At 44.8% G+C, this 18,259-nt stretch carries 17 protein-coding genes; 12 read left to right on the forward strand and 5 right to left on the reverse strand.

The genetic code is table 11. The features are described 5' to 3' along the window. The first annotated feature begins 40 nt into the window (after window positions 1-40). Window positions 41-175 (forward strand): hypothetical protein, encoded by a 135-nt coding sequence (locus tag H6F77_RS28620; protein ID WP_255515883.1) that lies wholly within the window; start codon window positions 41-43, stop codon window positions 173-175. 130 nt (window positions 176-305) lie between these two features. Beyond that, entirely contained in the window at window positions 306-1,217 is a 912-nt protein-coding gene (locus H6F77_RS25565) for a DUF4394 domain-containing protein (protein ID WP_190491746.1), read from the forward strand. A 168-nt stretch (window positions 1,218-1,385) separates the two neighbouring features. Here H6F77_RS25565 and H6F77_RS25570 read toward each other — a convergent pair whose 3' ends face one another. Further along, window positions 1,386-3,302: an acetate--CoA ligase family protein gene (locus H6F77_RS25570; RefSeq protein ID WP_190491747.1), complete on the reverse strand. Its 1,917-nt coding sequence runs from the start codon at window positions 3,300-3,302 to the stop codon at window positions 1,386-1,388. A gap of 177 nt (window positions 3,303-3,479) precedes the next feature. On the opposite strand from H6F77_RS25570, the gene H6F77_RS25575 reads away from it, so the two are divergent. The 10 genes from H6F77_RS25575 (at window position 3,480) to proB (ending at window position 15,481) form a co-directional block, all read left to right on the forward strand. After that, window positions 3,480-3,677: a hypothetical protein gene (locus H6F77_RS25575; RefSeq protein WP_190491748.1), complete on the forward strand. Its 198-nt coding sequence runs from the start codon at window positions 3,480-3,482 to the stop codon at window positions 3,675-3,677. A 306-nt stretch (window positions 3,678-3,983) separates the two neighbouring features. Next, complete coding sequence (locus H6F77_RS25580; RefSeq protein ID WP_190491749.1) at window positions 3,984-4,829, forward strand: cyanophycinase; 846 nt, start codon at window positions 3,984-3,986, stop codon at window positions 4,827-4,829. A 285-nt stretch (window positions 4,830-5,114) separates the two neighbouring features. After that, window positions 5,115-5,942 (forward strand): cyanophycinase, encoded by an 828-nt coding sequence (locus H6F77_RS25585; protein ID WP_190491750.1) that lies wholly within the window; start codon window positions 5,115-5,117, stop codon window positions 5,940-5,942. Window positions 5,943-6,479: 537 nt separating this feature from the next. Next, on the forward strand, window positions 6,480-8,150 hold the full coding sequence (locus H6F77_RS25595; RefSeq protein WP_190491752.1) for an alpha-amylase family glycosyl hydrolase: 1,671 nt from the start codon (window positions 6,480-6,482) through the stop codon (window positions 8,148-8,150). 136 nt (window positions 8,151-8,286) lie between these two features. After that, on the forward strand, window positions 8,287-8,943 hold the full coding sequence (locus tag H6F77_RS25600) for a DUF3727 domain-containing protein (protein ID WP_375335973.1): 657 nt from the start codon (window positions 8,287-8,289) through the stop codon (window positions 8,941-8,943). A gap of 108 nt (window positions 8,944-9,051) precedes the next feature. Next, window positions 9,052-10,140 (forward strand): endolytic transglycosylase MltG, encoded by a 1,089-nt coding sequence (gene mltG, locus H6F77_RS25605; RefSeq protein WP_190491753.1) that lies wholly within the window; start codon window positions 9,052-9,054, stop codon window positions 10,138-10,140. A gap of 139 nt (window positions 10,141-10,279) precedes the next feature. Next, window positions 10,280-10,807 (forward strand): YqeG family HAD IIIA-type phosphatase, encoded by a 528-nt coding sequence (locus tag H6F77_RS25610; protein ID WP_190491814.1) that lies wholly within the window; start codon window positions 10,280-10,282, stop codon window positions 10,805-10,807. Window positions 10,808-11,563: 756 nt separating this feature from the next. After that, window positions 11,564-12,016 (forward strand): response regulator, encoded by a 453-nt coding sequence (locus H6F77_RS25615; RefSeq protein WP_190491754.1) that lies wholly within the window; start codon window positions 11,564-11,566, stop codon window positions 12,014-12,016. Continuing rightward, complete coding sequence (locus H6F77_RS25620) at window positions 12,017-13,930, forward strand: hybrid sensor histidine kinase/response regulator (RefSeq protein WP_190491755.1); 1,914 nt, start codon at window positions 12,017-12,019, stop codon at window positions 13,928-13,930. A 435-nt stretch (window positions 13,931-14,365) separates the two neighbouring features. Then, on the forward strand, window positions 14,366-15,481 hold the full coding sequence (proB, locus tag H6F77_RS25625; protein WP_190491756.1) for a glutamate 5-kinase: 1,116 nt from the start codon (window positions 14,366-14,368) through the stop codon (window positions 15,479-15,481). An 83-nt stretch (window positions 15,482-15,564) separates the two neighbouring features. Here the strand turns inward: proB and H6F77_RS25630 are convergent, their stop codons facing one another. The 4 genes from H6F77_RS25630 to H6F77_RS25645 all read right to left on the reverse strand — a co-directional run bounded on the left by H6F77_RS25630 (window position 15,565) and on the right by H6F77_RS25645 (window position 18,213). After that, a complete protein-coding gene (locus tag H6F77_RS25630; RefSeq protein WP_190491757.1) occupies window positions 15,565-16,638 on the reverse strand; it encodes a helix-turn-helix domain-containing protein in 1,074 nt (357 codons plus the stop codon). 731 nt (window positions 16,639-17,369) lie between these two features. Next, window positions 17,370-17,621, reverse strand: coding sequence for a hypothetical protein (locus H6F77_RS25635; protein ID WP_190491758.1), 252 nt, complete (start codon window positions 17,619-17,621; stop codon window positions 17,370-17,372). Window positions 17,622-17,648: 27 nt separating this feature from the next. Further along, window positions 17,649-17,825 carry a hypothetical protein gene (locus H6F77_RS25640; protein ID WP_190491759.1) on the reverse strand — a complete coding sequence of 59 codons (177 nt, stop codon included), beginning with the start codon at window positions 17,823-17,825 and terminating at the stop codon, window positions 17,649-17,651. A gap of 67 nt (window positions 17,826-17,892) precedes the next feature. Beyond that, window positions 17,893-18,213, reverse strand: a complete 321-nt coding sequence (locus tag H6F77_RS25645) for a hypothetical protein (RefSeq protein WP_190491827.1) — start codon at window positions 18,211-18,213, stop codon at window positions 17,893-17,895. Window positions 18,214-18,259: the final 46 nt, after the last annotated feature.

The raw sequence follows: 18,259 nt of genomic DNA on the forward strand, positions 1-18,259 counted from the left end.
ACAAAATTGAATTAATTGACACCCGCCGGGAAACATCGGTTTGACAGCCGAAGTTTTCCGGCGGTTGGCGATCGCTCTCCAATCTAAGTATTTTAAAGCAGCACTTAATCAAAACTTTACACTTCCTTCACAAACAGGCTGCTTAATTAAAGATTATGTAAATTTCGACTTTTAAAGAAATCTAGAGGGGTAGTAACGACGTAAACCTGGCAGACCATCAAAAACCTATGTAAATTTGCGTAGGTTTAGGGTGGCTTGAATTTTGCCGACAAAACTAGAAACAACTACCACTTAGAAAATTACCCATGAAACTAAATAAACTCGTTACAATCATCAGCACGCTGGCTGTAGCAACGACACTAGATCTACTAGGCGTCGTCAACCCCGCAAATGCAGCCACCATCCAGCTGACTGGTTTAACAGACAATAACACTCTAGTTTTGTTCAACCCCAGCGACACCAGCAGTACTAAAACTATTGGGGTTACTGGCGTTGAGGGCACTTTACTTGGTATTGACTTTCGTCCAGCCAACGGCTTGCTATACGGCGTCACCAACACCAACCGCCTTTACACCATTGACAACTCCACTGGTACTGCTACTTTCGTGAGTACCCTGTCCACTGCCTTCAATGCAGGACTCCAGTCAGGATTTGACTTCAACCCAGTACCCGACCGCCTGCGCCTTAATGGGGCCAATGACCAGAACCTCCGCACCAACGTAGATACGGGAGCGGTTATTACAGATGGAACCTTAGCTTATGCGGCTGGGGACGCCAACGCCGGAACTAACCCGAACATCACCGCTGCGGCTTATACAAATTCCTTCCCTGGCGGAGCCTCGGTAAGTCGGACAACCCAACTTTTTGGTATTGACTCTGCTCTAGACGTATTGGTTCTGCAAAACCCGCCCAATAATGGCACTCTACAAACAATAGGCTCCCTCGGCATCGACTTTGGCTCGACGGGAGGTTTTGACATTTTCTCGCCTAGCAGTGGCAACAATACTGCTTTCGCAGCCTCCGGCTCGACGCTATACAACATCAACTTATCTACAGGCGCTGCCACAACACTAGGCACGGTGGGTAACGGTAACGTTAACCTCGTCGGTCTCGCTGCCACTTCCGTCCCTGAACCTGGTACTGTTGCTTCGTTGATCGGGTTGGGTGTCTTTGGTTTACTTGGTCGCTCCCGCCGCCGTGGCAATTTGCCCAACTAGGAGCGTTTGTGGGCGATCGCAGTAATCTGGCAAGTGTTTTCCCTAGTCGATTGAGCGATCGCCAGCAATGAGAGATTAGCCCTTAAGTTCCCGCAGGCTCCTGAGTGCTAACCTCTCCAGGCTAATAACGCTCTTAAATTCCTATCAGCAATTTACCGTTAGGGTAGCTCACAGTACGGTGGGAATTTCCTTTAAATAGACACGGGTGAAGGGTTCTCCTTCTCCTAGCGCGTACTGTTCAATCAAGCCTTTGTGCTTGATTGAAACGTTGTTGCCTTCCTTAACAACTACGGTCGAATCGTCGATAATGTCCCGTGCCAAGGTCATCTCAGTTTCCGTTGGATTATCCAGAACTACCATGTTGCTACCGTAGTAAAACATTCCATCGGTTTTTAGCACGCTATCGTCATACTCGGCAATTAGCAAGTCAAGTTTGGGATTGCGAAGCAAATTTCTGACGTTGGTGTTGTAATCCTTGTTGAGGATCTTTTCAGAACGATTAACAAAAACTGCCTCGCGACAAACAGCGCCTATAGTCCAGTCGGGGTGTTGCAAAAGAATATGGTCGATAGTTTCCTGGAGTTCGTGAACTGAAATCCGGTTAAAGGTGACGATCGGTATGCGCGAATCTGACCCTGATTTAAAGAATGTTTCCAGGATATGAGAGGGCACGTCAACTTTTTCACCAAGAGCAGGGTTAAGGTGCATAAAAATGCCCGGTGCAGAGTTGATTTCGAGAATGCCAAAATTGCCTTCTTTCCAAGATTTTGAAAGGCTTTCGGCTATTACATCAATCCCAAGGCAAGTGAGGCGGAAATGCTGTGCTATGTCTTGCGCTAAAACAATGTTGTCAGGGTGAACGCTGTGCGTTGCATCTATGCTCAGACCTCCAGCGGAGAGGTTGGCGACTTTGCGAAGAGAGACAGTGCGATCGCTCTCAATTACGCTGTCTAATGACAATCCCTGTTCTTCCAAATACAGTTCCATCGCTTCGTCGCACTGGATTTTGCCCATAGGCGAGGTAGGCGTATCCAGACGTGCTGGTTGGCGGTTTTCGCGCTCGATCAACTCAGCAATAGTTGAACGTCCGTTACCCACAACCGAAGCAGGACGGCGTTCTGTCGCTGCTACAAATCTGCCGTTAACGCACAGCAAGCGAAAATCTGACCCCTTGATACTTTTTTCGACAATTATCTGCTTTGGCTGATCTTCAGGAATCGCTTTGAGTGCCCTGCTAAACGCAGATCTAACTTCTTCTGCATCTTGCACGTCAGCCGTCACCCCAATTCCTTTGTGACCGATAACGGGCTTGATGGCTACTGGGTAGCCAATCTCTCTAGCTACTGCTACGGCATCTTTCTCGGAGCTGACTATATCACCGTTGGGAACTGGGAAGCCCAAAGTACCTAGAAATGCTTTACAGTCATCTTTGCGTGTTGTGAAGTCTGAATCCAAATGGCTGTCGCAATCAAATGTTGTTGCTACGCCGCGAATCAGGTTTTTCCCGTAGCCATATTGCATCAGTCCTTCATCCCACAGATAAAAGGCAGGAATCCCTTTCTCTTCGGCTGTGCGTAACAAAGCATACACTGTTGGCCCGCCGTAGACAGATGAGCGGAATTGATCTTGAAGCATCCTGATTTGAGCTTCTAACTCTACTTCAAAGTCGCGATCGCGAGTAATTGCTTCAAACCAGTCCCAAACGCCGTAAACTACGCCCCTCGTTGTGCGTGCGTGGATTGCTTGAACGCTAATTCTCACATAGTTTTCATATTGTTTTACACTCCAGCGATCGAGGTGCAAACCCATATCGAGCTTACCCACTTCTGAGATGCTGCGAGCGAACAATTGGGCATAGGATTCGTATGTCTCATCGCGCAAGTGCGGATAGCGATCGCTAATAATTTTTACATAATCTTCCAGCGGTCGCGGATCCAAATTGCCCGTGAAAGCAAAATCAAATACTAATGCAGCCCTATCCAAATATGGGTTAGGGCCAATGTAATGATTGAAGTTGAAAATATCAAAAGCGTCGGTTTTTCTAGCATTGACGCGGTATGGTTCGGCTACTTTGTTTTGCACCATTGATTCCCTCCTTTTCCGTAACTACTCTGGAGAATGTACTTTAGCTCTGTTCGAGGAATTCTTCAGCTATCGCAGGGCATAGTCAAATTAATTTACTTAGACCTATGACTTGCGACAGGTGTAATAGCAACCCAAACTCCTTATAAATAGAAGAAAGCATTGCGGAGACAGCAGTCTATGAATAGCACCAAAGCTGATCTCAGATATGAAGTGCGACAACTTGCTGAGGAAGCTTTCCACCGGAAACTTATTTCTGGTTATGGCGATGGGCCAGTAAGCTCGGAGTACCAAATTGTTTGTAATGGGAAACCTAAGCATTTTCCTCTAGAATATGCACGCGCTATCTTAGGCAACTTACTTAGGCAGGCGCGTTAATTAGACATTCCCCTTGGAATGTGTAGCTTTCCCTATTTACCCAAAGTACTTAAACTTACCCAAACCCGTTTTCTCAAAGAAAGCGGGTTTCTAGTTAGTGAAATTTTTGGGAAGTAAACTATACAATACGTTGTTGGGGCTGGGCTGAACCCAAGACAATATCTTCGCTCTTCATTAATAATTTTTATACCACCGTGTTTAACATATAAAGCTTTAGCTTTATGTATAAATATCTACCGATTGGCTGTTTTAGTCATTTAGCTAGTCCTGTTTAATTGAAATTAATTACTACAAGGTTGAGATAATATGGCTGGGAGCGAGATAAAAGGGCAGTTAGTGATTATTGGTGGAGCTGAAGACAAAGAGGGAGACTGTAAAGTTCTGCGCGAATTCGTTCGCCGCGCCGGCGGCACCCAGGCTCGTATTGTCGTGATGACAGTGGCTACAGAACTGCCTCGCGAAGTCGGAGAAAACTATATCAGAGTATTTGGGCGGTTGGGCGCTGCGGATGTCCGCATCGTTGACACCGTTGAGAGAGAAGATGCGAGTTCCGCCTCTTACCTAGAAGCGATTGAAAAATCTACTGGGGTCTTTTTTACTGGAGGAGATCAGGCTCGGATCACCAGCATTCTTAAAGGTACCGAGATTGATACTGCTATTCACAAACGCTATCAAGAAGGAATCGTTGTCGGAGGCACAAGCGCTGGAGCTGCCATGATGCCAGACATCATGATAATTGAAGGCGACTCTGAAACAAATCCCCGCGTTAACGTTGTGGATATGGGGCCTGGTATGGGCTTCCTGCCGGGGATAGTGGTCGATCAGCACTTCTTGCAGCGCGGGCGCTTGGGACGCTTAATCTCAGCCTTGGCACAGCAACCTGCTGTCTTGGGATTCGGTATTGATGAGAATACAGCGGTGATAGTGAGCGATAACAAGTTTGAAGTTATTGGGGAAGGTGCTGTTACTGTTGTAGATGTGGCAGACCTTATTCATACCAACGTGGGTCAAATCTTGAAGGATGAGGCTTTAGCAATTTGCGGAGCCAAACTGCATATTCTTCCCGACGGATATCGCTTTGACCTGCAAACCCGAAAGCCTATCCTGGATAACGTAGCTCCAAGTTCAATGCAACCGACTGTTGCTGCCTAATCTAATAATATTGGTTGATTTGATTGTAGAAGCCCAAAGAGCGATCGCTCTTTGGGCTTTTCCTATTTATCACAAAAATATAAGCCCTGAGAATGATCTTATAGAGACTTTTTGTATCGTTTCTCACATACTCGCTTAACATAAATAGTGGCGATATCACCACCGCCCTTCTGTGTGTTGAGTGAGAAGAGCCAACAAATTTTTAAGCGAGGTGGTAGCCGCCGTTCCTGATAAGTGCCGAGATTGTCAGGTTGATAAACATCTAGCGAACAGGAGATTTAAAAAATGCTGTTGAGTCAAACACGCGGACAGTTGATGATTATTGGCGGTGCGGAAGACAAAACGGGGGAATGCAAGATCCTGCGGGAGTTCCTTCGATGTGCTGGAGGACTGAAAGCCAGAATTGTCGTGATGACAGCCGCTATAGAACTCTCTCGCGAAGTTGCACAAAACTATATCAAAGTGTTTGAGCAGTTAGGGGTTGCATATGTTCGCATAGTTGATACTGTGTGCCGCGAAGATGCAAGCTCATCCAGTGCGCTATTAGCAATTGAAAACGCAACAGGCGTATTTTTTACTGGAGGAAACCAAGCTAGCATCGCTAGCATAATTAAGGACACAGAGATCGATGCTGCTATTCACAAACGCTTTTCTGAAGGCATGGTAGTAGCAGGTACAAGCGCTGGAGCTGCTGTGATGCCAGACATGATGATCGTTGAAGGTGAATCGGAGACAAATCCCAGAGTTAATGTTGTGGAAATGCAGCCTGGTATGGGTTTTCTCCCAGGAGTGGTAGTGGATCAGCATTTCGCACAGTGCGGAAGATTGGGACGCTTAATTTCAGCCTTGGTTATTCAGTCAGCCGTATTGGGATTAGGCATTGATGAAAATACGGCTGTGCTTGTTGATGGTAAAGAGTTTGAAGTTATTGGGGAAGGTGCTGTTACTGTTATCGATGTGGCAGAGATTACTCATAGCAATTTGGAGCAATTATTAAAGGATGAGGCTATGGCAATTTGCGGCGCCAAGCTACACATTCTGCCACAAGGATATCGATTTGATTTAGAAACGCGATCGCCTATTCTTGCTAAGGTCGCTGTTCAAGCGGCTTAAATGATGAGCGGGGAAAATCGCTATGGGTAAGAGGCAGATGTGGCAATGTCTGAATAAATGGCCGATGTGCGATCGCGATCGCACATCGGCCATTTTTTTCTAATTTGCTAAACTCGTTCATCTAAATTGATCGGATTTTATTCGATGTATTTGGCCTAGTTGGTTGACTATACAAAACTTGCAGCATAATAATAAGCAAGAATAATAAACATTACACCAAGGCAAGCACTAGATAGCAGAGGAAGCCATTGTGATATTGCTAGCATTTTTTATTGCTTTATATTTGATAAGTATTCTCTTATCTTCTCTATCTAGGCTTGCACCTAACTCTACCCTTAGCGGCATTTAATATTTTCATAAACATCCGTCTAAAGTTAGATATAAATTAACCTATTGCTAAATGGTTATAGCATAAAAAATATTTAACAACTTATATAAAAGTGTCAAATTTGTATGACCGCAGAGTGATGGCAAGCACACTCTTAGTAGGGAAAATGCTTTTATTCACACCGTTGATATTAGGAAATAGAAAATTTCATGCCGAGTTTGATTGAATTTAACTTATTTGCTCCTAATAATAAAGAAGCAAGATTAATTGGCTCTTTCAATCAAGGGAAAGAGATATCAATGAAAAAAGGTGAGAATGGTTATTTCCGCACTAAAGTAGAGCTGGAGGATGGCGTTTATCAATATAAATTTCGCATACAATCAAAAACCCCATCTTTAAACCCAGAGCAATGGCTAGAAGTAATAGATCCCTACGCAACTGACGTTGATGAAACCACTAAAAATGCCATTGTACAAATCAAAAACGGAAAACGAATTGTCGATGACTATGTTTGGCAGAATGACGACAAGCCACTACCTGAAAATCATGAGTTAGTTATATATGAAATGCACGTCGCCGACTTTTCAGGTGATGAGCCGCGCGATCGCAATAAATTCAAGCACGTTATTGAGAAATTAGATTACCTAAGCGAACTGGGTATTAACGCAATAGAGTTGATGCCAGTAAATGAATATCCAGGAAATTATAGCTGGGGCTATTTAATAAGGCATTTTTTCGCTACAGAAACTAGCTATGGTACAACCGCAGAGTTGAAACGACTAATTGACGAATGCCATGGTAGAGGCATTCGCGTTATCTTAGACGGAATTTACAACCACTGTGAGGACAAATGCCCTTTATTGCAGATAGATCGCGATTACTGGTATTACCACGACAAACACTATCCCGACGATCCTGCTAATTATTGGGGTCCAGAGTTTAATTACGATAACTATGACGAAAAATTAGACATCAAGCCCGCTTGGAAATACATTGGCGATGTAGTGCGGTACTGGATCGAAGAATATCATATTGATGGTATTCGCTTCGATGCCGTGCGTCAGCTTGCTAATAATGACTTTTTTTACTGGGTCGTTGAAGAAGCCAAAAAAGCTGCTGGCAACAAGCCATTTTATAACATTGCCGAACACATTCCCGACACTAGCAGCATAGTTACTCCAGAAGGGCCATTAGACGCTTGCTGGCATGAAAGTTTTCGGATTTTTGCAATAGAAAATATTACTGGGGACACCTTCAACATAGATCGGCTCAAAGAGGCGTTGGACGGCAAGCAGCAAGGCTATTCAGGTGCTACTAGCGTAATCAATTATCTAGCCAGTCACGACCGCGATCACTTAATGGCAGAGGAACACCTCCGCACTCTCGATAAGGAACAAGCGATTAAGCGGGCAAAGTTAGGCGCTGTTTTGCTGATGACAGCAATGGGAGTGCCCATGATTTGGATGGGTGAAGAGTTTGGTGAATATACGCGCCAAACACCAAACCAGCAAAACAAACTAAATTGGTCGATATTAAAACATGAGGCGAATCGCAGTTTGTTGGAAGATTACAAAACTTTGATTGCATTACGCAAACAAACTCCTGCCCTTCAAACTGAGAATATTGAGTTTTTTCACGAAAACTCAGAAGCTAAAGTGCTGGGTTACGTTCGTTGGAACGATGAGGGTTCTCGTGTTGTAGTTGTCGCTAATTTCTCAGATAAATCTTTGATGGACTATAAAATTCCTAACTTCCCAGCTGCGGGTACTTGGCATGAATGCACGAGCAGCTATGACGTAGAATCTCGTGAGGATGGGGTAACAATTATGTTGCCAGAATATGAAGCGGCAGTGTTCGTCTGGGTAGGCGGGAACGAATAAAACTAATAGCCGCATCTGGTTAATCCTATTTAGTAATAGGGAATAGGCGTCTGGAGTCCGGAAAGCCCCCACTCCCTATTTTCCATTCCCTTTTTAATGCAGACGCTTTCTGGCTGAGTCCGTGATATCCTGAGTTTTGCAACCTGCACCCCCAGCGTTTATTAGCGATGAGGTTAGCGGTTTCTCAGTACCTTTGACTGTAGATAGCAGCATATCTGCCATGTTCCCATCCCAATCTCCTGAAGAGAATGAATATTCTAGTGCAGCATCTGTCACCCTTACGGATACAGATGGGCGCACTCTCTCGTGCTACATTGAGCATTCCTTGGAAGTAGAGGGGGAGGAATACCTCCTCCTGCTACCCACTGACGCGCCAGTAGAAATTGTTGCCTGGGACGGGGACGAGGAGGAAGCCGAAGCTACCCTCGTCGAAGACGAGGCAGAACTTGACAAAATTTTTACTACTGCTCAAGCAGTTTTGTCAGAACAAAACCTCGCCCTCAACCGCACGGCTTTTGCTCTTACAGTTGCCGGTGACTTGCCCCCGATTGAGGAGGATGAAATTCTTACCCTCGAAGTTGAGGATGAGGAAACCGACACTGAGCCAGAACAATTTCAACTGCTGGCTTCTTTTTACTATGAAGACCAGGAGTATTCAATTTATACTCCCCTCGACCCGCTTCTGTTCTTTGCGCGACTTAATGACCAAGGTCAACCAGAGCTACTTTCACCAGAGGAATTTAAAAAAATACAACCGCTTTTAGAAGATAGGCTGTTTGATGAATTGGAATAGCCACAAAAAGTCATGCGATCGCGCGGTGGTAGATAAAATTACTATAACTAGCGCCATCGAGCAATCCTGGCTTTTTTTAAGGGTAAGCGGTTTTTACCACAAGTGAAAATGAAAGCAGGCATAGGCATCTCCAAGTGGTGGTTTTATCTGGCTCTATTGCCGATGATTCTGGGTATCTGTGCGTGGCAAGGCTGGGCTTGGTGGAGTTGGGCAAGCGCTCCGCCTGTCATGCCGGATACATCGCCGCAGGGTGGAGATAAAACAGTGCAAATCCGTATTCCGGCGGGAACGTCAGCCCAGCAAATTGGCCGAGATTTGGAAGCTGCGGGTTTAATTCGCTCTACTGATGCTTGGAGGCTGTGGTCTTATTGGCTGATGTGGCGCAATCAGCCAGGGGGCTTTAAAGCCGGAACTTATAAACTGTCTCCGACTCAGCCGCTAAGTGCGATCGCTAGCAAAATTTGGACTGGCGACGTGATGCAACTTAGCTTCACCATTCCCGAAGGCTGGTCTTTACAGCAAATGGCTACTTATTTTGAATCTTTGGGTTTTTTTAAGGCGCAGGATTTTCTTGCTGCTGCTAGCCAAATTCCTAAAGATAAATACCCCTGGTTGCCCGCAGATTTACCTTTTTTGGAAGGATTTTTGTATCCAGATACTTACCAGTTGGCCAGCGATCGCATTAGTCCCCAACAAGTTATCAACCTAATGCTAGATAATTTTGAACAGAAGGCTCTGCCTATCTATCAAAAAGGCCAGAACAGTACCACATTGAACCTCGTTCAATGGGTAACTCTGGCGAGCATTGTGGAAAAAGAAGCTGTGAAACCCGAAGAACGCCCCCGCATTGCAGGCGTTTTCACAAAAAGGCTGCGTCAAGGCATGAAACTTGGATCCGATCCAACTGTTGAGTATGGATTGGGCTTTCGGCAAACAGCAGATCAGCCCTTGACTTTTGCCCAAGTAAAAACAGCCTCTCCCTACAACACTTATCTCAACCCAGGATTACCACCCACCCCTATTGCTAGCCCTGGATTGGCAAGTTTAAGAGCCACGCTTTATCCTGAAAATACAGACTTCCTCTTTTTCGTGGCTCGGTACGATGGCAGTCACGTTTTCAGTCGCACGCTACAAGCACACGAAGCCGCTACAAGAGCCATTCGCCAACAACAGTCACAGAAGCGAAAGGCGTCTTAAAGGCAACTGACTTTAAGCAGAATGGATAATGGGTAATGGGGAATCCCGATGATAGATTTTTGATTGGGGCAAAATCTATAATCTGAAATCGAGGAATTCCCCATTGTCCCTTAAAAATAACAATTAAGAATTAATGACAATGTGGGCGGCAAACTTCCTGACTCCTAATTTAATTTTAGGAGACTCAATTCTAACTCTGACACCCGATATTTTACAGCAGCATAATCTCAAAGGTCTGGTGTTGGATGTTGATGAAACCCTTGTACCTATCACAGCAGCCCAAGCTTCTGAAGAACTTTTGCTGTGGGTAGAGCAAATTAGACAGGTGGCAGAGGTGTCCCTCGTGAGTAATAATCTGAGTGCAACTCGGATTGGTAGCATCGCCTATGCCTTGAATGTCCCTTATATTCTTGGCGCTGCCAAGCCTTCGCGCCGGAAGTTACGGCAGGCTGCCACTGCTATGAATCTGCCCATCGAACAGATAGCAATGGTGGGCGATCGCTTGTTTACTGATGTTTTAGCAGGCAATCGGCTGGGAATGTTTACTATTCTTGTTGAGCCTATGGTAGATCCTTCGTTTGCCGTCCGTTCCCACCCAGTAAGGGATTTTGAAGTTTGGCTATCTCAATTTTTGGGCGTTTCTTTAGGGCAAAGCAATAAAACTTAAACAACGGTGACAAGTATTAAAAAATTGAATATAAAATTTGCCAGGGCAAATTTGTAAAGAGAAAAATAAGACATAAATTATGATAAATAATAAAGCTAGCTAGGCATCGGTGGGCTTATAAAAAAATAGCTGTTAAAATTGTCCCAAAAGGCTATGATGCGGGCGGGATAAGTTAGTGCGATCGCTGAAGCTAGGGTTAACTAGATAGAATAAACCGCAGGGTGATGGCTTACTTGCGGATAATATCTCTCTATACACATCAAGATACTACGCTTGCAACCATTTTTAGCCCTCTGGATTATTAATAAAGTGCTAGAAAGTATGAGGGTTAATCTCTTGAGAGTCACAGCGAACTGGAAGCAAAATATATTGATATTGCTGTTTTAGTAATTTTCCCTAATTTAAGAAAAATAGCGCCTTCACGATGCTGCAAAAGACACAGCATAGCTAAGTCTTAATTCAATAAATTTGTTTATTGCAAATTTTCTCCAGCACAATATATACAGCTTCTAAGAATAAGTATTGCTGGATACAGATTTCAGCCAAATTTAGAGAAACTTTATAAGTCAGTTCGGCAGGAGAAAATATAAAGAAAATATTTATTACAAAAATGCTACGGCTAAAGGCGATCGCGCCGCCCACAAACTCTTGATTCTGTCATAATGCCCATATGTATACGATATATACCAAGGGTTTGTGAAACAAGGTAAAAATTTTATTCAGACTTTACCTAAATTTCATGGTTAGAGCGCAAAGATGTTAGAAAATACAATCAATATATTGGTAAGCGGCAATCCTGAACAAGAAGCATCAAAATTGCGTAGCTTTAAAAGGAATGAGATATCAAAAGAAGTTAGGGTGGCTCGCGAGGGAGTAGAAGCGCTAGATTATTTATTTACAATGGGAGCTTATAGCACTAGCGATCGCAGCCTCATGCCACAACTTATAGTATCAGACCTAAAACTGCCTAAAATCGATGGAGTGCAAGTATTGCGCTGCCTCAGAGACAGCGATCGCGCAAAACCACTCCCCCTAGCAATCCTCACCTCATCTTTTGAGGAGCTAAAACCCAACGATACCTACAACTCAGGCTGCAACAGTTATATAGGTAAAAAAGTATATTTCATTGAATTAAATGAAACTGTCAATAACCTGGGTCTGTACTGGCTGAATTTAAACCAACAGCCATCTAAAACAAGGAGAAATTAGATGCGTATACCGCTGCGGTTATTATTAGTCGAAGACTCAGAAGACGATGCAATGTTGCTCACCCGCGAACTGCGACGCGGCAACTACGATCCTGTCTACGAACGTGTAGACACAGCTGCTGCTATGAGCGAGGCGCTCGATCGCGAACAATGGGAAATCGTTATTGCTGATTACGCTATGCCTCAGTTTAGCGGCATTTCAGCCTTACAAGTATTGCAACAAAAGCAACTTGACCTGCCGTTCATTATCGTCTCAGGGACTATTGGCGAAGATGTAGCCGTAGGAGCAATGAAAGCAGGCGCTCACGACTACATGAATAAAGACAATTTGGCGCGGCTAGTCCCTGCTGTAGAACGGGAGTTACGCGAGGCAAAAGTCAGGCAAGAGCGTATTGTAGCTCAAGAGCAAATTAGAGAACAAGCAGCCTTACTAGATGTTGCCCAAGATGCGATTATTGTCCAAGACTTAGAAGACCGCATCTGCTTTTGGAATAAAAGCGCCGAACGCTTGTATGGTTGGACATCTCAGGAAGTAATAGGGAAAAAAGCTGCGGAACTGCTATTTGCCGATCCTACAGCCACATTACACCTAACCCCTCACCCCTCGCTGCTTACACGGAAAGGAGAGTGGCAGGGTGAGTTAGATCAAGTAACTAAAGAAGGTGAAGAAATCATCGTCGAAAGTCGCTGGAGGCTGATGCGCGATGGTTCGGGACAACCAAAATCTGTTCTCGTAGTGAATACAGACATTACAGAGAAAAAGAAGCTGGAGATCCAATTTCTCCGCACGCAGCGCCTTGAAAGCATTGGCACGCTAGCAGGGGGAATTGCCCACGATCTCAACAATGTGCTGGCGCCGATTTTGATGGGGTTGGAAATCATAAAAATGAAACTTCCTGACCCCGAAAGCCAAAAGGTGCTAGCAACACTAGAAGCAAGTACTAAGCGCGGGGCAGATATTGTCAGGCAAGTTCTGGCTTTTGCTAGAGGTTTGGAAGGGAGACATGCAGAGCTTCAAGTAAAGCATCTGGTGCGAGAAATTGCACACATGGCTCAGGAAACGTTTCCCAAATATATTGATATTCGGGTAGAGATCCCAGTAACGCCTTGGGTAATCTTGGGAGACGCAACGCAATTGCAACAGGTGCTGTTAAATTTGTGCGTTAATGCTCGCGATGCGATGCCCAACGGGGGAAAGCTGCTGATTAGGGCTGAAAACGTGCGTCTAGATGAAAATTATGCGCGAATGCACCTGGAAGCAAAACCAGGTATTTACGTGTTGCTCACAGTGACGGATACAGGCATGGGGATTCCTCCTGCTATCATCGATAAAATTTTTGAACCATTTTTTACCACAAAACCTGTTGGCCAAGGCACTGGTTTGGGACTCTCAACTATATTGGGCATTGTCAGGAGTCACGGTGGTTTTATCAATGTTTACAGTGACGTGGGTAAGGGCACCAGCTTTAAAGTTTATCTGCCAGCAGATACGAAAATTGAACTAGAGGACATAGAAATAGAACATGACGATATGCCCTCCGGAGGCGGAGAATTGGTTATGGTGATCGATGATGAAGCCTCTATTAGGGATATCGCTAAACAAACCCTGGAAACATTTGGATATAAGGTGATAACAGCCGATGATGGTTCCGAGGCGATCGCGCTTTACGTTCAGCAGCAAGTAAAAGTTCATGTGGCGATCGTCGATATGAAGATGCCAATTATGGACGGGCCAGCAACAATTCGAGCCTTGCGAAAACTAGACCCCAAGGTTAAAATTATTGCCGCTAGCGGATTGACGTTAGGCGGGCAGATGGCTGAGGCTAGTACGGTTAACGCACAAGCAGTCTTGCCAAAACCATTTACGGCAGAAAATTTGCTGAAAACTATCTATCGTGTGATGAGTAGTTATTGACATATAGGCTGTTTGGTGATGATAGGTTTTGTTAATATCGCTAGGCGATATATAAACGAAACAAGCAATTGACTGAGAATTGGTTGCGCGAACAATCTCCTAAGTAGGAGAACTGAATTAACTCCTGTCATCTTGTAGGTTGGGAACCCTCGCCCTGGCGACGTGGCGTTTGAGGTACGAAACCCAACATTAATAAAAGGTTTGATGGGGTCTGCTCGCGCTCTACCCATCCTAGAAATAATTAAGTTCTTCTATAAACAGCCTTAATTCAATAGTGGTATGAACTGCTGGCTCAATTAAATGCTTATCTAAAGTCACTTTAGAGAAAATCTGGCAAGGGTTAAAAATATTAAAATCCAAGCCAACGTTGACTGTTGACGTTGACAGTTCGCAGTTGACAATTTACCCTTAATAACCCACAAACAACAGTCAACAGTGAACAATAATCAATCAACAATTGTTGTAAAAATTGGTACTTCTAGTCTCACAAAAGCAGACGGTACACTGGCTCTCTCAACAATTGCAGCTTTAGTTGAAACCCTCACTAATCTCCGCCGTCAGGGATGCGGTGTCGTATTGGTTACGTCGGGTGCAGTGGGCGTTGGCTGCGCGAGGCTGGGTTTAACCGAGCGTCCCCGGACGATGGCGCTGAAGCAAGCAGTTGCCGCGGTGGGCCAGGGACGTTTAATGCGGGTTTATGACGATATGTTTACGACCCTTCAACAACCAATTGCTCAGGTTCTTTTGACGCGCAGTACTTTTGGAGAACGCACCAGCTATGTTAATGCCTACAACACTTTTAAGGAATTACTGCGGCTTGGAGTGATACCAATTGTGAACGAAAATGATACGGTCGCAGTAGAGGAGCTGAAGTTTGGGGATAATGATACACTCTCAGCTCTAGTAGCAAGCTTGATAGAGGCAGATTGGCTGTTTTTATTAACTGATGTGGATAGGCTTTATTCAGCCGATCCGCGCTCTTTTCCAGATGCTCAGCCAATTTCACTGGTGAACCGTATGGAAGAACTCGAAGAGTTACAGGTGAAAACTGGCGATCGCGGCTCTCAATGGGGTACGGGCGGCATGGTAACAAAAATTACTGCTGCACGTATTGCCACCAGCGCTGGGGTAAGAACGGCGATCGCCAACGGACGGCTTCCTAGTAATATCGAGAAAATTTTACAGGGAGAACCCATAGGCACCCAGTTTGAACCGCAACCCCGCACCGACAATGCCCGCAAGCGCTGGATTGCTCATGGATTAGTCCCGGCGGGGAAATTATATTTAGATAATGGAGCGATCGCTGCTATTTGCTTTGCTGGAAAGTCCCTTTTAGCAGCAGGGATTGCTAAAGTCGAAGGCGAATTCCAAGCTTCAGATGCTGTCGGGTTGTGCGACATCGCAGGTCGTGAAGTTGCCCGAGGAATCGTAAACTACAGCAGCAGCGAATTACAACTGATTCGCGGCCACCACTCGGCAGAAATTCCCACCATTTTGGGCTATGAAGGAGCGGAAACCATAGTCCACAGAGATAACCTCGTTGTTAGCTAGAGGCATCGGTAAGTAAAAACAAAAAATAAATTTTTTGTTTTCCTTTCTAAGGTCTACTGGAATGCTTCGCCATTATCTAGTTGCTAAAACGATTCGGGTGGAGCAATATCCGAGCCAGCTTTTACACCCGCCTTGCTAGCCTTTAACCCTGGTTTACCGTATGTTTGGGCATCGCGCTTAGAAACTGATGAATCCGAGGTAGTAGGAGCGTGGGCATCAATCGCTCCGTCCGAAGCTGATTGGTTAGACATCAACGCGAGTCCTCCTACCGCTCCAGCCACCAAGGCAGCATAGCCAACATACAAATGAACTGGGCTTAGGGCAATTCCCCCTAATGATGGCGCTGTCGAGCGATACCAAGATGGCAGTATGGACTTGTTCGGATCGGGTGCGGGTAAAGCATCTGCCATAGCAGCACCATCTAAACCTAATACATACCCAATACGACGAATAAAACCTTTGATATATATATCTTCTGGCAGTTTATCAACGCAGCCTGTTTCCAAAGCTTCTATGTGATGGGTCTGCACTAGGGTTTTATTGTAAAGTTGACGCACAGAGAGCGATCGTGCAATTCGCGCCTGCTGTAGTTGCTGGCCGATGTAACGAATAGCCTCCTCGCGCTCTTGGGCATACTTTTGCGCTGCTATTTCAGCCTTAGAGAGTTTTTTACTAAGTTTGGGAAAAACAAGAGGTGTACTGGTTAACATCTGTGGTTTGAGGGCATCAGAGGAATTCGTTGGGGCATCTTGGACACCATTAAACTGTCGATTGTCTTGAATAGGCTCTGTTAGTGCCAAGTCAGCCGATAGGGAAGAATCTTGTTTCTCCCGCATCGGATTAAGCATTTCGCCTTCTGTTGGCTGTTGTTGGTGGGCATCATTTTCGAGGGGTGCAACTGGGACAACCATTGATTGTCTAGCAAACTGATGAAATGCAAGCTTGATGGCTTCTTGTCCTACTGCTTTGATCAAAAGCTGGGCACTCCCCGCTGCTTCCCCCAGCATTGTCTGCAACCCAGCCAAAGCACGGCTGTAAACTTCACTGCTATGCAGTTCCGCTTCTATTTGACTCAGGAGAGACCCCAGTTTTTCCTTGGTAATTTCAACCGTTGTGCTTCCAGCAACAGTGAAGTTGTATGTAGATTGTAATCCCATGAGTTTTCTTGTCTTTGTGGTTGATCGAAACAGAACTACATTAACTGAGTGCAAAGAATTGCTGAGTGGGTGCAACTAAATCCCCTACACTTCAATCGCGCCTGGGGTGGCGAATAGTCCTCAATGGACTGGAGTGTCGGGGTATCTCACTTATCATTTCTACACGTTGACGCTAATTCCGGATGGTTAGCTTATCAGACTGGTTAGGCTGAAAGAACCAAAAAGCTATATGTTCTTGCCCTTGATGAGGGAGAATCTTCACATAAGACGGACGCTTGGAGGCTTGTTAAAGGTCAAACAAATGCGAAGGCAGTAACCGTAGTTACCCTTTAAGTAGAGCGATCGCTCTCATAGCTTTTTACTTTTTGTGCAACTGCACCCAGTCGTCACCAGCAGCCGCAGCCTGATTTATCTGCCAAAATTCATTAATTGTTTTAATGCTTTAGCTTTGCAGAGATTTTCCTATAGATGCACACAGGCTGTTACCACGTAGCCTCTGTATCTTAAAATATGATTTTTAGCTTGATAGTACAAGCTACAAGCTAATTATACGATCGCTAATTTAATTTAGTTTGTTAGATATAAGCTATTTTTAAGGAAAATATCTCTAAAGTCTTATTTTTTATAATTTTTTGAAATGCAGATGGGTTAGGGTAAACCTAAAAATAAACAGCGATCGGCTAATTTTTATACAATCCGGAAAATACCTGTTTTATCTGGTTAAGTTTAGGTTATATAGCGAGCGGATATTTTAGGGCTACTATATAATCCTGGTATGCGATCGCAAGTGTGGGTTTGAGGACTATACGTGCTAAGTTCGCGGCATGATTGAACTTAGCACTCATAAGCCCAGCGAGCGCCATGTTTGTTAGATTGGCAGATGTTTGAAGTACTACAGCAGTAACTTTCTGGAATAGACTAGCCTCATGGGGGGCTAAGTAGCTTTGAGTTTGGGCTATGACGATACTGAAACTGTCGTCCATCCAAATAACCCCCTTTCTACTTATTTATTAAGGATTACGATGTTTTGAGGCGCACTCTTTAGCCAAGCAGCGTTCCAGCAGTGTAATTGTGTAGAGATACCAGAAGCGACGCGGATTCAGTATAACTTTGTTGGTGCGACTAAAGACGGGCTGGTCAAGGAACTGCCAGAAGGGGAACTTAATATTGTTGTGTTTGGGAGCCATAGGATTAAATAGTATGTAGCAGTTGTGGGAGAGACTGTAATCGATAATCCCCTTTCTACTTAATTTATTAACGCTGACGACGCTTTGAGTCGCACTCTTTAGCCAAGCAGCGTTCTAGCAGTGTAATTGTGTAGAGATACCAGAAGCGACGCGGATTTAGTATAACTTTGTTAGTGCGACTAAAGACAGGCTGGTTAAGGAACTGCCAGAAGGGGAACTTAATATTGCTGTGTTTGGGAGCCATAGGATTAAATAGTATGTAGCAGTTGTGGGAGAGACTGTAATCGCGCTTAGTGCTGATTTCTTGTCTGCTTCTATAACTTTGCCAAAAGTGGAGACAAAGTTGCTTGGTGAGAATTACCGAATCTCTAGTACGGGCTGCGCCCATCTCTGTAGTTTCACGGAGAGCGGGAAAAGTTCCCAGGTAGGGATAA

Source organism: Microcoleus sp. FACHB-831, from assembly GCF_014695585.1.
Classification (GTDB): Bacteria; Cyanobacteriota; Cyanobacteriia; order Cyanobacteriales; family FACHB-T130; genus FACHB-831.

Excerpts from the sequence above, each read along its gene's own strand:
- H6F77_RS25585 (WP_190491750.1), top strand. The coding sequence starts at position 5,115 with ATGCTGTTGAGTCAAACACGCGGACAGTTGATGATTATTGGCGGTGCG.
- H6F77_RS25595 (WP_190491752.1), top strand. The coding sequence starts at position 6,480 with ATGCCGAGTTTGATTGAATTTAACTTATTTGCTCCTAATAATAAAGAA.
- H6F77_RS25610 (WP_190491814.1), top strand. The coding sequence starts at position 10,280 with ATGTGGGCGGCAAACTTCCTGACTCCTAATTTAATTTTAGGAGACTCA.
- H6F77_RS25645 (WP_190491827.1), bottom strand. The coding sequence starts at position 18,213 with ATGGGCGCAGCCCGTACTAGAGATTCGGTAATTCTCACCAAGCAACTT.
- H6F77_RS25565 (WP_190491746.1), top strand. The coding sequence starts at position 306 with ATGAAACTAAATAAACTCGTTACAATCATCAGCACGCTGGCTGTAGCA.
- H6F77_RS25615 (WP_190491754.1), top strand. The coding sequence starts at position 11,564 with ATGTTAGAAAATACAATCAATATATTGGTAAGCGGCAATCCTGAACAA.
- H6F77_RS25630 (WP_190491757.1), bottom strand. The coding sequence starts at position 16,638 with ATGGGATTACAATCTACATACAACTTCACTGTTGCTGGAAGCACAACG.
- mltG (WP_190491753.1), top strand. The coding sequence starts at position 9,052 with ATGAAAGCAGGCATAGGCATCTCCAAGTGGTGGTTTTATCTGGCTCTA.
- H6F77_RS25635 (WP_190491758.1), bottom strand. The coding sequence starts at position 17,621 with ATGGACGACAGTTTCAGTATCGTCATAGCCCAAACTCAAAGCTACTTA.
- H6F77_RS25640 (WP_190491759.1), bottom strand. The coding sequence starts at position 17,825 with ATGGCTCCCAAACACAACAATATTAAGTTCCCCTTCTGGCAGTTCCTT.
- H6F77_RS25575 (WP_190491748.1), top strand. The coding sequence starts at position 3,480 with ATGAATAGCACCAAAGCTGATCTCAGATATGAAGTGCGACAACTTGCT.
- H6F77_RS25580 (WP_190491749.1), top strand. The coding sequence starts at position 3,984 with ATGGCTGGGAGCGAGATAAAAGGGCAGTTAGTGATTATTGGTGGAGCT.
- H6F77_RS25570 (WP_190491747.1), bottom strand. The coding sequence starts at position 3,302 with ATGGTGCAAAACAAAGTAGCCGAACCATACCGCGTCAATGCTAGAAAA.
- H6F77_RS25620 (WP_190491755.1), top strand. The coding sequence starts at position 12,017 with ATGCGTATACCGCTGCGGTTATTATTAGTCGAAGACTCAGAAGACGAT.